This window comes from Micromonospora sp. DT227, assembly GCF_049841835.1.
Lineage (GTDB): Bacteria > Actinomycetota > Actinomycetes > Mycobacteriales > Micromonosporaceae > Micromonospora.
Map to the genome: position 1 here is coordinate 23726 of NZ_JBNCLA010000016.1, position 16610 is coordinate 40335.

Sequence of the window (16610 nt, forward strand, 5' to 3'; positions counted from 1 at the left end):
GTCGGCCACCGCATCGGCCACGCCGCTGCCCGCCGTGCCGGTCAGGGCGTCGGCGGTGCGCGCCGGGAGACCGATCGGCAGCAGGATCGCGTCGGGGACGGGCGTGCCGGCCTCGACGGCTGCCACCAGCGCCGCGACGTCCGGGAACGCCGGCACCGCTTCGGTCGGGTCGAGCCAGCCGGCGTGCGGGGATCCGGTGTTCGGCCGGGCCGCGCCGCGTCGGGTCGCCTTCCGGCCCCGGGCCGGGCGGTCCGCGGCGGCGTCGTCCGGCCGGGCCGGGGCGAGCGCGGCCCAGGTCAGGTCCGCCTCGGCCGGCGGGATCTCCTCGACCGGCCAGGTCACCGCGTACAGCGAGCGGGAACCCGCGCCGGGGACCGGGGTGTTGGCCAGTTCGCGCAGCACCAGCGTGTCGACCGACACCACCGGCGCGCCGGTCTCGTCGACCGCCACCAGGCGTACCCCGGCACCGGCCCGGCTCAGCCGGACGCGCAGCAGCCGGGCTCCGGCGGCGTGCACCTGGACGCCCTCGAACGCGAACGGCACGCGCGGCCCGGTCGTCCCGGTCCCGCCCGGCAGCAGGCCGATCGGGTGCAGCGCGGCGTCCAGCAGCGCCGGGTGCACCGCGAACCCGGCCACCGTGGTGTCCGGGAGCGCCACCTCGGCGTACACCTCGTCGCGGCCGGTCCAGGCCCGGCGCAGGCCCTGGAACGTCGGCCCGTAGGTCAGGCCGTGGCCGACGAGCGTCTCGTACCAGCCGGTCAGGTCCGTCTCGGTGACGCCCGACGGCGGCCAGGCGGCGAGGCCGGGCTCGTCGGCGGCGGCCGGCTCCAGCACCGCCTCGGCGTGCCGGATCCACTCCGCGTCCGGGTCGTCGTCCGGCTGGGCGTACACGGCGGCGTCCCGGCCGCCGGTGTCGTCGGCGGCGCCGACGCGCACCTGCACCCGGACACCGCCGGTGGCGGGCAGCACCAGCGGGGCGGTGACGGTGAGGTCGCGTACCCGGGGCGCGCCGACCTCGTCGCCGGCGCGCACCACCAGCTCCACCAGCGCGGTGCCGGGCAGCAGCACCGCGCCGGCCACGACGTGCTCGGCCAGCCAGGGCTGCGCGGACACCGCGAGCCGGCCGGTCAGCACCGTCTCGTCCGCGCCGGCCAGCCGCACCGCGGCGCCGAGCAGCGGGTGACCGGGCGCGGCCAGCCCGGCGCCGGTCAGGTCACCGGCCCGCCAGCCGGTGGCGTCGGGCCAGAAGCGCCGCCGCTGGAACGGGTACGTGGGCAGGTCGAGCGGTGCCCCGCCGCCGGTCAGCGGCGTCCAGTCCACCGGCACGCCGCCGGCGTACGCCTCGGCGAGCGCGGTGAGCAGCGCGGCCCCCTCGGTACGTCCGGCGCGCAGCGTCGGCACCACCACCGGCGTCGCGTCGTCGCCGAGGCAGTCGCGGATCATGCCGGCGAGCACCCCGTCCGGCCCGACCTCCAGGTACGTGCCGACGTGGCGCTGCCGCAGGTCGGCGATGCCGTCGGCGAAGCGGACCGCGTCGCGGACGTGCCGCACCCAGTAGTCGGGATCGCGCAGCGCGTCCGGCTCGGCGACGCGGCCAGTCAGGTTCGACAGCACCGGCAGGCGCGGCGGGTCGAGGGTGAGCCCGTCGACGACGGCCCGGAACTCGTCCAGCATCGGCGCCATCAGCGGACTGTGGAACGCGTGGCTGACGCGCAGCCGGCGGGTCCGCAGGCCGCGCTCCCGCCAGGCGCGTTCCAGTTCGTCGAGGGCGTCGAGGGCACCGGAGACGACCACGGCCGACGGGCCGTTGACGGCGGCGACGCCGACCCGGTCGGCGTACCCGGCGAGCGCGGCGGTCACCTCGTCCTCGGGCGCGGCGACCGCGAGCATGCCGCCGCCGTCGGGCAGCGCCTGCATGAGCCGGCCGCGCGCGGCGACCAGCGTGGCCGCGTCGGGTAGGGAGAGCACCCCGGCCACGTACGCGGCGGTGATCTCGCCGACGGAGTGCCCGCCGACCACGTCGGGGGTGATCCCGAACGACTCGATCAGGCGGAACAGCGCCACCTCGACGGCGAACAGCGCCGGCTGGGTGAACTCGGTGCGGTCCAGCAGCGCCGCTTCCGGAGCCCCCTCGGGGGCGAAGAGCACCGGGCGCAGCGGCTGCGGCAGCAGCGGGTCGAGGTGCCGGCAGACCTCGTCCAGCGCGGCGGCGAAGACCGGGAACGCCCGGTACGCCTCGCGGCCCATGCCGGGGCGTTGGGCGCCCTGACCGGAGAAGAGCACGGCGAGCCGGCCGGTGCCGGCGGTGCCGCGTACCACTGTGGACGACGGTTCGTCGGCGGCGACGGCGGCCAGGCCGGCGAGCAGGCCGGACCGGTCGCGGGGCAGCAGCACGGCCCGGTGTTCGAACGCGGACCGTCCGGTGGCGAGCGCGTGTGCGAGGTCGGTCAGCGGCACCGCCGGGTTCGCCTCGATCCAGGCGGCCAGCCGGTCGGCCTGGGCGCGCAGCGCGTCCGGGGTGCGGGCGGAGAGCACGCACGGGGTGCCGAGGTCGCCGGTGACGGCCGGTGGCGTGGTGGGGGCGGCTGCCGGTTCGGGGGCCTGTTCCAGGATGGCGTGCACGTTGGTGCCGGAGATGCCGAACGAGGAGACGGCGGCGCGGCGGGGCCGGTCGACGGCCGGCCAGGGCGCCGCCGTCGTGGCCAGCGTGACCGCGCCGGCGGTCCAGTCGACGTGCGGGGACGGCTGGTCGGCGTGCAGCGTCGGCGGCACCACCCCGTGCCGCATGGCGAGGACCATCTTGATGATGCCGGCGACGCCGGCGGCGGCCTGGGTGTGGCCGATGTTCGACTTGACGGAGCCGAGCAGCAGCGGCGTCTCGCGGTCCTGCCCGTACGTGGCGAGCAGCGCCTGCGCCTCGATCGGGTCGCCGAGCGTGGTGCCGGTGCCGTGCGCCTCGACCACGTCCACGTCGGCCGGGGACAGCCGCGCGTTGGCGAGCGCGGCCCGGATGACCCGCTGCTGGGAGGGGCCGTTGGGGGCGGTGAGGCCGCTGCTGGCGCCGTCCTGGTTGACCGCGCTGCCGCGCAGCACGGCGAGGATCCGGCGATTGTTGCGGCGGGCGTCGGAGAGGCGTTCCAGCAGCAGCATGCCGACGCCCTCGGCGAAGCCGGTGCCGTCGGCGTCGGCGCCGAACGCCTTGCACCGCCCGTCCGGGGACAGGCCGCGCTGGCGGGAGAACTCGGCGAGCATGCCGGGGCTGGACATGACCGTGACGCCGCCGGCCAGGGCCAGGCCGCACTCCTGCTGGCGCAGCGCCTGGGCGGCCAGGTGCAGCGCGACGAGCGACGACGAGCAGGCGGTGTCGACGGTGACCGCCGGGCCTTCCAGGCCGAGCAGGTAGGAGATGCGGCCGGAGGCGACGCTGCCGGCGCTGCCGTTGCCCACGTACCCGTCGAGTTCGTCGTCGGCGCCGACGGCGGTGCCGGCGTAGTCGTGGTAGATCAGGCCGACGTAGACACCGGTGCTGCTGCCGCGCACGGTGGCCGGGTCGACGCCGGCACGTTCCAGCGCCTCCCACGACGTCTCCAGCAGCAGCCGCTGCTGCGGGTCCATGGCGAGCGCCTCGCGCGGGTTGATGCCGAAGAACGCGGCGTCGAAGTCGGCGGCGTCGTAGAGGAAGCCGCCGTGCCGGGGCGCGGGCCGGTCGTCGCCGTCGTTCAGCAGCCCGGCCAGGTCCCAGCCCCGGTCGGTGGGGAACGGCGCGATGACGTCCGCGCCGGCGGTGACCAGGTTCCACAGGTCCTCGGGGCTGCGGACGTCGCCGGGGAAGCGGCAGGCCATGCCGACGACGGCGATCGGCTCGTCGACGGCGGTGGTGGGGGGGGGGGGGGGGGGGGGGGGGCGCCCGCCCCCCCCCCCCCCCCCCCCCCCCGGCCGCCGATCTCCCGGTCGAGGTGCGCGGCGAGCACGACCGGGGTGGGGTGGTCGAACGCCACGGTGGCGGGCAGTCGCAGCCCGGTGGCGGCGGCGAGCCGGTTGCGCAGCTCCACCGAGGTCAGCGAGTCGAAGCCGAGTTCCTTGAACGGGCGTTGCGGGTCGACGCCGTCGGCGGAGCGGTGGCCGAGCACCGCGGCAACGCTGCCGGCGACCAGGTCGAGGAGCTGGTTGTGCCGGGCGGTGGGGTTGAGCGCCGCGAGCCGGTCGGCCAGCGACAGCTCCCCTCCGGTACGCGCGGCGGCCCGCCGCCGGGCCGGCCGGATCAGCTCGCGCAGCAGCTCCGGCACGCGGGCCGGGTCGGGGCTGGTCGGCACGTTCATGAGCACGGTGTGCGCGCCGCCGTGCCGCTGGGCGGCGTCGAGCAGCGCGAGCCCCTCGGCGTCGGTGAGCGGGGCGCTGCCGGCGCGGATGGTACGGCGGTGCTCGCCGTCGTCGAGGTGGGCGGTCATGGTGCTGGTGGTGGCCCAGAGCCCCCAGGCGAGGCTGGCCGCCGGCAGTCCGGTCGCCCGGCGGTGGGCGGCGAGCGCGTCGAGGAACGCGTTGGCGGCGGCGTAGTTGCCCTGCCCGGGCGAGCCGAGCGTGGCGGCGATCGACGAGAACAGCACGAACGCGGTCAGGTCCCGGCCGGCGGTGGCCTCGTGCAGCGCCCAGGCGGCGTCCACCTTGGGCCGCAGCACCCGGTCGACGGCGTCAACGTCCAGGGAGGTGATGGTGGCGTCGGCGATGGCGCCGGCGCAGTGGTACACGGCGGTCAGGTCCACACCGGCCACCAGCTCGGCGGCCCGGCCGGGTTCGGTCAGGTCGACCGGGACGGCGCGGACCGTGGCCCCGGCGTCGGTCAGCGCGTCGACGAGCGCCGCGTACGCCGGGTCGTCGGCCGGGGACCGGCGGGCTGCGAGGAGCAGGTTGCGGGTCTGGCCGGTGGCGACGAGGTGGTGGGCGACCAGGCCGGCGAGGGTGCCGGACGCGCCGGTGACGAGCGTGACGCGGTCCGGTTCGGCGGGCGCGGGCACGGTGAGCACGACCTTGCCGACGTGCCGGGCCTGGCTGAGGTGCCGCAGCGCGGTGCGGGCCTGCCGGACGTCCCAGGTCCGGGTGGGCAGCGGCGTCAGCGCGCCCGTTTCGAACAGGTCGAGCAGTTCGGTGAGCATCTGGCCGAGGCGTTCGCCGCCGGCCCCGTTGAGTTCGAACGCCCGGTACGTGACGCCGGGGTGCTGGGCGGCGACCTGGTCCGGGTCGCGGAGGTCGGTCTTGCCCATCTCGACGAACCGGCCGCCGCGCGGCAGCAACCGCAACGACGCGTCCACGAACTCACCGGCGAGGGCGTCCAGCACCACGTCCACACCGGCACCACCACTGGCGGCCAGGAACGCCGCCTCGAACTCCGTGGTCCGCGACGACGCGATCCGCTCGTCCGCCACCCCCAGCCCCCGCAACGTGCCCCACTTACCGGAACTCGCCGTCGCGTACACCGTCGCACCGAGATGCCGCGCGATCTGAATCGCCGCCATCCCCACCCCACCGGCACCGGAGTGGATCAACACCGACTCACCCGAACGCAGGTCCGCCAGGTCACGCAACGCGTACCACGCCGTCAGGAACACCACCGGCACCGACGCCGCCTCAACGAACGACCACCCCGCCGGCACCCGCGCGATCCGATCCCGCCGCGCCACCACCACCGGACCGAAACCCGGCTCGAACAACCCGAACACCCGATCCCCCACGGCCAACCCGGACACCCCCGGACCAACCTCCAGCACCACCCCGGCACCCTCGCTGCCCATCACCGCCGACGCATCCGGATACATCCCGAGCGCGATCAACACGTCCCGGAAGTTCACCCCGGCCGCCCGCACCGCCACCCGCACCTCACCGGCCGCGAGCGGGGCCGGCGTGTCGGTCGGCCGCAGGGCGACGCCGTCGATGGTGCCGGGCTCGACGGCCGCCACGTGCCAGCGTTCGGTCGACGGGACGAGCCGGTCACCGGCCGGGCGGACCACGCGCGGGACGAGCACGTCGCCGTCGCGCAGCGCGATCTGCCCGCCGGCCGGCGCGGCGGCGAGCAGCGCCAGCACGTCGGCGTCGGGCGTCCGGTCCAGGTCGGCCAGCAGGATCCGGCCCGGGTGCTCGGACTGCGCGGACCGCAGCAGTCCCCACGCCGCCGCGCCGGCCAGGTCGGCGATCCGGTCGCCGTCCCGGGCCGCCACCGCGCCCCGGGTGGTCACCACCAGTCGCGAGTCGGCCAGTTCGTCGGCGGCCAGCCAGCTCCGCACCGCCGCCAGCACCGCGAGCGTCACCGACCGCACCCGGTCCGGCAGGTCCCCGCCGGCCGTGCCGGTCCGGCCGTCGCCGGCCGCGCCGTCGACGGTCTCTTGACCGCCCCCGACCGGCAGCAGCACCGCCTCGGGGGCCGGCGTGCCGGCCGCGACGGCGGCCACCAGCGCGTCCATGTCGGGGTACTCCGCGCCGTCGACGCCGGCCAACGTCGCCCAGGCCGTCGGCCGGTCCGCCGGCGTGACGTCCCGGGCCGTCCAGGTCACCTCGAGGACGGACCGGTCGGCGGCGGCCGGTACGACTGACGCGCCCAGCTCCTTGAGCACCAGCTCGTCCACCGACACCACAGGCGCGCCGGTCTCGTCGGCGGCGACCAGCCGCACCGCGTCACCGGCGCGGGACAGCCGCACCCGCAGCACCGCCGCGCCGGCCGCGTGCACCTGCACGCCACCGAACGTGAACGGCACCCGCGGTCCGGGCGTCGCGTCGCCGCCGGGCAGCAGGCCGATGGCGTGCAGCGCGGCGTCGAGCAGCGCCGGGTGCACCTCGAACCGGGCGGCGCGGTCGGCCGGCCCGTCCGGCAGGGCGACCTCGGCGCAGACCGTGCCGTCGACGGTCCAGGCCCGGCGCAGGCCCCGGAACGCCGGCCCGTACGCCAGGCCGTGCCCGGCGAGCGTGTCGTACCAGCCGGTGAGGTCCACCTCGGCGGCGCCGGCGGGGGGCCAGGCGTCGAGCGTCGACTCGTCGGCGGTGGCCGGTTCCAGCACACCCTCGGCGTGCCGGGTCCACCCGTCGTCGATGGTCCCGTCGGGTTGGGCGTGCACGGTCACCGGGCGCGTGCCGGCGTCGTCGGGCGCGCCGACGCGTACCTGCACCCGGACGCCGCCGGTGTCCGGCAGGGCCAGCGGGGCGACGAGCGTCAGTTCACGGACCCGGGCGGCGCCGACCTCGTCGCCGGCCCGGACCGCCAGCTCGACGAGCGCGGTGCCGGGCAGCAGCACGGTGCCGGCGACCGCGTGGTCGGCCAGCCACGGCTGCGCCGCGAGCGAGAGCCGGCCGGTCAGCACCACCTCGTCCGCGTCGGCCAGCCGGACCGCGGCGCCGAGCAGCGGGTGCCCGGCGGCGCCGAGGCCGGCGCCGGTGACGTCGCCGCCGTGCGTCGCGCCCGGTTCGGGCCAGAACCGTTCCCGCTGGAACGCGTACGGGGGCAGGTCGACCCGGGCGGCCCCGGAGCCGGCGAAGACGGCCGCCCAGTCGACCGGTACGCCGGCGGTGTGCAGGCCGCCGAGCGAGGTGAGGAGCTGACGGGGGCCGTGCTCGTCGCGGCGCAGCGAGCCGACGACGACGCCGGGCGTCCCGGCGGGCGTCCGGTCGAGCGCGTCCTGCACCACGACCTTGAGCACCGGGTGCGGGCTGATCTCGACGAACGCCCGGTGTCCGGTGTCGATCAGCGCGTCCACGACCGGCGCGAGGCGGACCGGTTCGCGCAGGTTGCGGAACCAGTAGTCGGCGTCCAGGTCGGTGGTGTCGATCGGCTCGCCGGTGACGGTGGAGTGGAACACCACCCGGCTCGGGCGCGGCGTGAGCGTGCCGAGCGCGGCGGCCAGGTCGTCGCGGACCGCGTCGACGTGCGCGCAGTGCGAGGCGTAGTCGACGGCGATCCGCCGGGCCCGCAGGTCGCGGTCGGCGGCGACGGCGAGCAGCTCGTCGACGGCGTCGGCGTCGCCGGAGACGACGGTGACGGTGGCGCCGTTGAGCGCGGCGACGCCGAGCCGGTCGCCCCAGGGCGCGACGAGGTCGGCGGTGTCGGCGGCGGACAGCGGCACGGAGACCATGCCGCCGCGGCCGGAGAGGGCGAGCAGCGCCCGGCTGCGGGCCACCACGAGCCGCATCGCGTCGGGCAGGGTGAGCGCGCCGGCCACGCAGGCGGCGGCGATCTCGCCCTGCGAGTGGCCGATCACCGCGTCGGGGCGTACGCCGCAGGAGCGCCACACCTCGGCCAGCGACACCATCACGGCGAACAGCAGCGGCTGGACCACGTCGACCCGGTCCAGCGGCGGGGCGTCGGGTGCGCCGCGCAGCACGTCCTCGGGCGTCCAGTCGACGAGCCCGGCCAGCTCGGCGGCGCACTCGCGCATCCGGTCCCGGAAGGCCGGGGAGCTGTCGAGCAGGTCGAGCGCCATGCCGGGCCACTGGGAGCCCTGGCCGGGAAAGACGAAGACGACCTTCGGCGTACCGTCGGCGGGGGCGGTCGGCGGTGCGGCGGCGGTCAGGGCGGCGAGCGCGTCGTCCCGGCCGGCGGCGACGGTGACCTGCCGGTACGGGTGGTGGGCGCGGCCGGTGGCCAGCGACCAGCCGACGTCGGCGAGGTCCAGGTCGGGGTGGGCGTCGAGGTGGTCGCGCAGCCGGGCGGCCTGGGCGGGCAGCGCGCGGGCGCTACGGGCGGACAGGAGCAGCGGCACGGCGTCGGCGGCGACCAGGCCGGGGCCGGCGGCGGGCGCGGGGCCGGCCGGCGGCGCGGCGGGGGCCGCCTCGATGACGGCGTGCGCGTTGGTGCCGGAGATGCCGAACGAGGAGACGGCGGCGCGGCGGGGCCGGTCGACGGCCGGCCAGGGCGCGGCGTCCGTGACCAGGGTGACCGCGCCGGCGGTCCAGTCGATGTGCGACGAGGGCGCGTCCACGTGCAACGTCGGCGGCACCACCCCGTGCCGCATCGCGAGGACCATCTTGATGATGCCGGCGACGCCGGCGGCGGCCTGGGTGTGGCCGATGTTCGACTTGATCGACCCGAGCAGCAGCGGCGTCTCCCGGTCCTGCCCGTACGTGGCGAGCAGCGCCTGCGCCTCGATCGGGTCGCCGAGCATGGTGCCGGTGCCGTGCGCCTCGACCACGTCCACGTCGGCCGGGGACAGCCGCGCGTTGGCCAGCGCGGCCCGGATGACGCGTTGCTGCGACGGGCCGTTCGGCGCGGTGAGGCCGTTGGACGCGCCGTCGGAGTTGACGGCGGTGCCGCGTACCACGGCGAGGACGTGGCGTCCGTCGCGGCGCGCGTCAGCGAGGCGCTGCACCAGCAGGATGCCGACGCCCTCGCCCCAGCCGGTGCCGTCCGCGCCGGCGGCGAACGCCTTGCACCGGCCGTCCGGGGCCAGGCCGCCCTGCCGGGAGAATTCGGAGAACATGCCGGGCGTGGCCATCAACGCCACGCCGCCGGCGAGCGCCAGGTCGCACTCGCCGGAGCGCAGCGCCTGCGCGGCCAGGTGCAGGGCGACAAGCGACGACGAGCAGGCGGTGTCGACGGTGACGGCCGGTCCTTCCAGGCCGAACGTGTAGGCGAGCCGGCCGGAGGCGACGCTGCCGGCGGTGCCGGTGAGCAGGTGGCCTTCGAGCCCTTCGGCGCCGTCGGCCGCGTACCCGGAGGAGGCGGCGCCGACGAAGACGCCGGTGGCGGTGCCGGCGCGGGTGGCCGGGTCGAGGCCGGCGGACTCGAACGCCTCCCACGCGGTTTCCAGCAGCAGCCGCTGCTGCGGGTCCATGGCGAGGGCCTCGCGCGGGCTGATGCCGAAGAACGCCGGGTCGAAGTCGCCTGCGTCGGCGAGGAACCCGCCGTGGCGGGTGGTGGACGTGCCGGCCCGGTCGGCGTCCGGGTCGTAGAGCGCGTCGAGGTCCCAGCCCCGGTCGGCGGGGAACCCACCGATCGCGTCCCCGCCGGCGGCGACCAGGTCCCAGAGCTGCTCGGGGGTGGCGATGCCGCCCGGGTAGCGGCAGGCCATGCCGATGATGGCGAGCGGTTCGTCGGCGCGGGCGGGCCCGGCGGTACGGGTGGCCGGCGCGGCGGGCGCGGCGGCGGCGAGCTGCCCGTGCAGCAGGCCGGCGACGCGTTCCGGGGTGGGGTGGTCGAAGACCAGCGTGGCGGGCAGCCGCAGCCCGGTGGCCGACGCGAGCCGGTTGCGCAGCTCCACCGAGGTCAGCGAGTCGAACCCGAGGTCCTTGAACGCCCGCGCACCGGGCACCGCCTGCGCCGACGCGTGCCCGAGCACCGCCGCGGCCTGCGCCCGGACCAGCTCGACGAGCACCGCGGTCGCCTCGTCCGGGGCCAGGCCGGCGAGCCGCTCGGCCCAGCCGCTCTGGCCGCCGCCGGTGGCCTGTGCGGCGGCGCGGCGGGCACCGGTGCGGGCCAGCCCGCGCAGGATCGCCGGGTAGCGGTCGGCGTCGCCGGTGAGCCGCAGCCGGGCCGCCGCGACGGCGGGCCGGGCGCGGCGGGTGGCGGCGTCGAGCAGGGCGGCGCCCTCGGTGGCGGTGAGCGGGGTCATGCCGAGGCGGCGCAGCCGACGCGCGTCGTCCCGGTCGAGGTGGGCCGTCATGGCGCTGCTGGTGGCCCACATGCCCCAGCCGATGCTGGTGGCCGGCAGTCCGGTCGCGTGGCGGTGGGTGGCGAGCGCGTCGAGGAACGCGTTCGCGGCGGCGTAGTTGCCCTGCCCGGGTGAGCCGAGCGTCGCCGCGAACGAGGAGAACAGCACGAACTCCGCCAGGTCGTGACCGGCGGTGGCCCGGTGCAGCGCCCAGGCGGCGTCCACCTTGGGCCGCAGCACCCGGTCGACGGCGTCGGCGTCCAGCGACGCGATCGTCGCGTCGGCGACCAGACCCGCGCAGTGGTAGACGGCGGTCAGGTCCACACCGGCCAGCAGCGTGGTCACCTGCGCCGGGTCGCCGAGGTCCACCGGGACGGCCCGGACCGTGGCCCCGGCCTCGGTCAGCTCGTCGACGAGCGCCGCGTACGCCGGGTCGTCGGCCGGGGACCGGCGGGCGGCCAGCAGCAGGTTGCGCGACTGGCCGGAAGCGACGAGGTGCCGGGCGACGATGCCCGCGAGGGCGCCGGACGCGCCGGTCACCAGCGTGACCCGGTCCGGATCGGCCGACGCCGGCACGGTGAGCACCACCTTGCCGACGTGTCGGGCCTGGCTCAGGTGCCGCAACGCGGTCCGCGCCTGCCGCACGTCCCAGGCCCGCACCGGCAGCGGCGACAGCACACCGCGCTCGAACAGCGCCAGCAGCTCGGCCAGCATCTCCCCGATCCGCGCCCCGCCCGCGTCGTTCAGGTCGAACGACCGGTAGCCGACGCCCGGATGCTCCCGCGCCACCACCGCCGGATCCCGCAGGTCCGTCTTGCCCATCTCGACGAACCGGCCGCCGCGCGGCAGCAACCGCAACGACGCGTCCACGAACTCACCGGCGAGGGCGTCCAGCACCACGTCGACACCGGCGCCGTCGCTCGCGGCGGCGAACGCGCCCTCGAAGTCGGTGGTCCGCGACGAGGCGATCCGCTCCGGGGCGACGCCCAGCCCCCGCACCGTGTCCCACTTGGCCGGGCTGGCCGTCGCGTACACCGTCGCGCCGAGGTGGTGGGCGATCTGGATCGCCGCCATGCCCACGCCGCCGGCACCGGAGTGGATCAGCACCGACTCACCGGCACGCAGGTCGGCCAGGTCCCGCAACGCGTACCAGGCGGTCAGGAACACCAGCGGCACGGACGCCGCCTCGGTGAACGTCCAGCCGGCCGGCATCCGGGCCACCCGCTCGCGGGCGGCGAGGACCTCCGGCCCGAAGCCGGGCTCGAACATGCCCAGCACCCGGTCGCCGGGGGCCAGGTCGGTGACGTCCGGGCCGACGGCCAGGACCACGCCGGCGCCCTCGCTGCCCATCCGGGCGGCCGGATCCGGGTACATGCCGAGCGCGATGAGCACGTCGCGGAAGTTCACGCCGGTGGCCCGCACCGCGATGCGGACCTGGCCGGGTCCCGGCTCGGCGACCGACGCCGACACCGGCGCGACGCCGTCCAGCGTGCCGGGCGCGACCGCCGCGAGATGCCAGCGGCCGTCCGGCGGGTTCAGCTCGTCGTCGACCGGGCGCGCCAACCGGGGTACGCGCACCGCGTCGCCGCGCAGCGCCACCTGACCGGCGGTCGCCGTCGGGTCGGCGACCACTCCGGCCAGCGCCGACAGCGCCTCGACGTCCGGCTCCCGGTCCAGGTCGACCAGCACGATGCGGCCCGGGTACTCCGACTGCGCCGAGCGCAGCAGCCCCCACACCGCCGCGCCGGCCAGGTCGGTGATCCGGTCGTCGTCGGTGGCCGCGACCGCGCCCCTGGTGAGCACCACCAGGCGCGAGTCGGCGAGCGCGTCGGCGGCCAGCCACTCCTGAAGTGTCGCCAGCATGGCGGTGGTCGCGGACCGGACCCGGTCCGGCAGGCCGGTGCCGGCACCGGTCACGGCTGCCGTCGTGCCCGCGTCGTCGGCGGGCCGCTCGTCGGCCGCGTCGCCTGCGGGCCCGTCGTCGGTGGGCCGGTTGTCGGCCGGGCCGGCGGGCAGCCGCAGCAGCACCGCCGCCGGCTCCGGCGCGCCGGCCGCCACGGCGGCGACGAGCGTCGCCACGTCCGGATACTCCGCCACGTCACCGGGCCCGGTGACGGACGTGGCAGTGCCGGCGTCGGCGTCGGCGTGGGCCGGGATGATGCCGTTGTCGGCCGGCTGCTGCCGCAGCGCCGCCCACACCGGCGCGGTGACCGGCGCGGTGACCGGCTCGACCGGCCAGGTCAGCGCGTACAGCGACCGGTCGGCGGCGGTGGCCGGCGCGGACCCGCCCAGCTCGCGCAGCGTCACGGCGTCCACCGAGACCACCGGTGCGCCGGTGGCGTCCACCGCGACCAGCCGCACCGACGAGCCGGCGCGGGTCAGCCGCACCCGCAGCACCCGGGCGCCGGCGGCATGCACCTGCACGCCCTCGAACGCGAACGGGACCCGGGGACCGTCGCCGGAGCCGGCGTCGAGCAGGCCGATCGGGTGCAGCGCCGCGTCGAGCAGCGCCGGGTGCACGCCGAAGCCGGTCGGGTCGGCCCCGTCGGGGAGCGTCACCTCGGCGTACGCCTCGTCCGGGCCGGAGAAGACCCGACGGACGCCCCGGAACACCGGCCCGTACGCCAGGCCGTGCGCGGCGAACGCGTCGTACCAGTCGGTGACGTCCACCTCGGACGCCCCGGCGGGCGGCCACACGCCGACCGTGGGTTCCCCGGCGGCGGCCGGTTCCAGCAGGCCCTCGGCGTGCCGCACCCACTCGGCGTCCGGATCGTCGTCGGGCTGGGCGTGCACGGTCACCGGTCGACCGCCGGTGTCGTCGGCGGCGCCGACCCGCACCTGCACCCGGACCGCGCCGGCGGCCGGCAGGGTCAGCGGGGTGGCCACGGTCAGCTCGCGGATCCGGCCGGCGTCGGCCTCGTCGCCGGCACGCACCACCAGTTCCAGCAGCGCGGTGCCGGGCACCACCACCGCGCCGGCGACCACGTGGTCGGCCAGCCACGGGTGGGTGGACACGGACAGCCGCCCGGTGAGCACCACCTCGTCGTCGCCGGCGAGCCGGACGGCGGCGCCGAGCAACGGGTGCCCGGCCACGCCGAGCCCGGCCCCGGACACGTCCCCGGCCTGCCAGGCCGGCGCGTCCGGCCAGAACCGCTCCCGCTGGAACGCGTACGTGGGCAGGTCGGCCGGGCGGGCGCCGGTGTCGGCGAACCAGGGCGTCCAGTCGACGGGCACGCCGTGCACGTGCAGTTCGGCAAGCGCCGCGAGCAGCGCCTCGGTCTCCGGCCGGTCGCGGCGCTGGGCGGCGACGGTGAGCACGCCGTCGGCGTCGGGCAGCGCCTCGGCGGTCAGCGCGGTGAGCACGCTGCGCGGGCCGATCTCCAGGAAGGTGTCCGCGCCGGCGGCGCGCAGCGCGGCCACGCCGTCGGCGTAACGGACCGCCTCGCGGACGTGCCGCACCCAGTAGTCGGGGGTGCACAGGTCGTCGCCCTCGGCGAGCGCACCGGTCAGGTTGGACACCACCGGCACGGTCGGGGCGGCGAAGTCCAGCCGCGCCAGCACCGCGCGGAAACGGTCCAGCATCGGCGTCATCAGCGGGCTGTGGAACGCGTGCGACACGGTGAGCCGCCGCACCCGGACGCCCTGCCCGGTCCAGCGCGCGGCCAACTCGTCAAGCGCGTCGACCGCGCCGGAGACCACCACCGACGACGGGCCGTTGACCGCGGCGATCCCGACCCGGTCGGCGTGTCCGGCCAGGTCGGCGCGGACCTGTTCCTCGGTGGCGGCGACGGCGAGCATGCCGCCGCCGGCGGGCAGCGCCTGCATCAGCGCGCCGCGGGCCGCCACCAGCAGGCAGGCGTCCTTCAGCGACAGCACCCCGGCCAGGTACGCGGCGGTGACCTCGCCGATCGAGTGGCCGGCCAGCAGGTCCGGGGTGACGCCGAACGACTCGACGAGGCGGAACAGCGCCACCTCGACCGCGAACAGACCGGCCTGGGTGAACGCGGTCTCGTCCAGCAGCGTCGCCTCGGGCGTGCCCTCGGCCGCGAACAGCACCTCTTTCAGCGGCCGGGGCAGCGCCCGGTCCAGATGCGCGCACACCGCGTCCAGCGCGGCGGCGAACACCGGGAACTGCGCGTACAGCTCGCGGCCCATGCCGGCGCGTTGCGCGCCCTGCCCGGAGAAGAGCATGGCGGTGGGGCCGCGGTCGGTCGCCTCGCCGGTGACCAGCGCGCCGGCCGGTTCTCCGGCGGCCAGGGCCCGTAGCGCGGCCCGCAGGCCGTCCGGGTCGGCGGCGGCGAGCACGGCCCGCCGGTCCAGCGTGGTCCGGGTGGTGACCGACGCGTACGCGACGTCCACCGGCCGGGGCGCGGGGTCGGCGTCCAGCCGGGACGCCCAGCGGCCGGCCTGCGCGGCGAGCGCGGCGGGGTCGGCGGCGGAGAGCAGCACCGGCACGACCGGCCGGTCCACGGTGGCCGCCGGCTCGGGTGCCGGCTCGACCGCCGGGGCCTCCTCGATGACCAGGTGGGCGTTGGTGCCGCTCATGCCGAACGAGGAGACGGCGGCCCGGCGGACCCGCTCCGGGTCGGCCGGCCAGGGTCGGGGCTCGGTGAGCAGCGCGACCGCGCCGGCCGACCAGTCGACGTGCGGGGTGGGCTCGTCGGCGTGCAGCGTGGCGGGGAGCAGGCCGTGGCGCAGCGCCAGCACCATCTTCATCACGCCGGCGACGCCAGCGGCGGCCTGGGTGTGGCCGAGGTTCGACTTCAGCGAGCCGAGCCGCAGCGGCCGGTCGGCGGGCCGGTCCCGGCCGTACGTGGCCAGCAGCGCCTGCGCCTCGATCGGATCGCCGAGCGTGGTGCCGGTGCCGTGCGCCTCGACCACGTCGACGTCGGCCGGGGTGAGCCCGGCGTTGTCCAGGGCCTCCCGGATGACGCGCTGCTGGGCGGGGCCGTTGGGGGCGGTGAGCCCGCTGCTGGCGCCGTCGGAGTTGACCGCGCTGCCGCGGATCACGGCCAGCACCGGGTGACCGAGCCGGCGGGCGTCGCTGAGCCGTTCGACGAGCACCAGGCCGGCGCCCTCGGCCCAGCCGGTGCCGTCGGCGGCGGCGGAGAACGCCTTGCACCGGCCGTCGGCGGCCAGGCCGCGCTGGCGGGAGAACTCGACGAAGCCGCCCGGGGTGGCCATCACGCTGGCGCCACCGGCGACGGCCAGGGTGCACTCGCCGTCGCGCAGCGCCTGCGCGGCCAGGTGCAGCGCGACGAGCGACGACGAGCAGGCGGTGTCGATGGTGACGGCCGGCCCTTCCAGGCCGAACGTGTAGGCGAGGCGGCCGGAGATGACGCTGGCGGCGGTGCCGGTCAGCACGTACCCCTCGACGCCGGCGGGCAGCCGGCGCAGCACGGACGCGTAGTCCTGCCCGGCGGTGCCCACGAACACGCCGGTGCGGCTGCCGCGCAGCGTGCCGGCGTCGATGCCGGCCCGTTCGAACACCTCCCAGGTGGTCTCCAGCAGCAGTCGCTGCTGCGGGTCCATGGCGAGCGCCTCGCGCGGGCTGATGCCGAACGGGGTGGGGTCGAAGTGCCCGGCGTCGGTGAGGAAGCCGCCCCGGTCGCTGTACGAGGTGCCCTGGTGGTCCGGGTCCGGGTCGTACAGCTCCGCCAGGTCCCAGCCGCGGTCGGTGGGGAACGGCCCGGTCGCGTCGGTGCCGGCGGCGACCAGGTCCCAGAGCTGTTCCGGGGAGCTCACGCCGCCGGGGAACCGGCAGGCCATGGCCACCACGGCGATCGGCTCGGGCTCCTCCAGCTCCCGCAGGCGCCGGTGCGCCTGACGGAGCTCGGTGGTCACCCACTTGAGGTGTTCGAGAAGCTTCTCTTCGTCCGCCATGATCCACCCGCCCGCAGTTGCTGCCGATCGATTCCGTCGAACACCGAGGTAGCCGCCGGTGCGGCACACGGGGGTACGCCGGCACCCGGCCCGTCACCGTGA

Annotated in this window: 1 protein-coding gene and 1 pseudogene; both read right to left on the bottom strand. The window is 77.3% G+C overall.

Annotation, left to right across the window (positions count from 1 at the left end):
• Positions 1-438: 438 nt before the first annotated feature.
• Positions 439-3804 (bottom strand): annotated as a pseudogene (locus ACLQ2W_RS31875) (type I polyketide synthase); the annotation flags it as partial.
• The gene (locus ACLQ2W_RS31880) at positions 3720-16508 is read right to left on the bottom strand and encodes an SDR family NAD(P)-dependent oxidoreductase (RefSeq protein WP_425791363.1); all 12789 of its coding nucleotides are present in this window, start codon (positions 16506-16508) and stop codon (positions 3720-3722) included. The pseudogene ACLQ2W_RS31875 and the gene ACLQ2W_RS31880, both read right to left, overlap by 85 nt.
• Positions 16509-16610 lie beyond the last annotated feature (102 nt).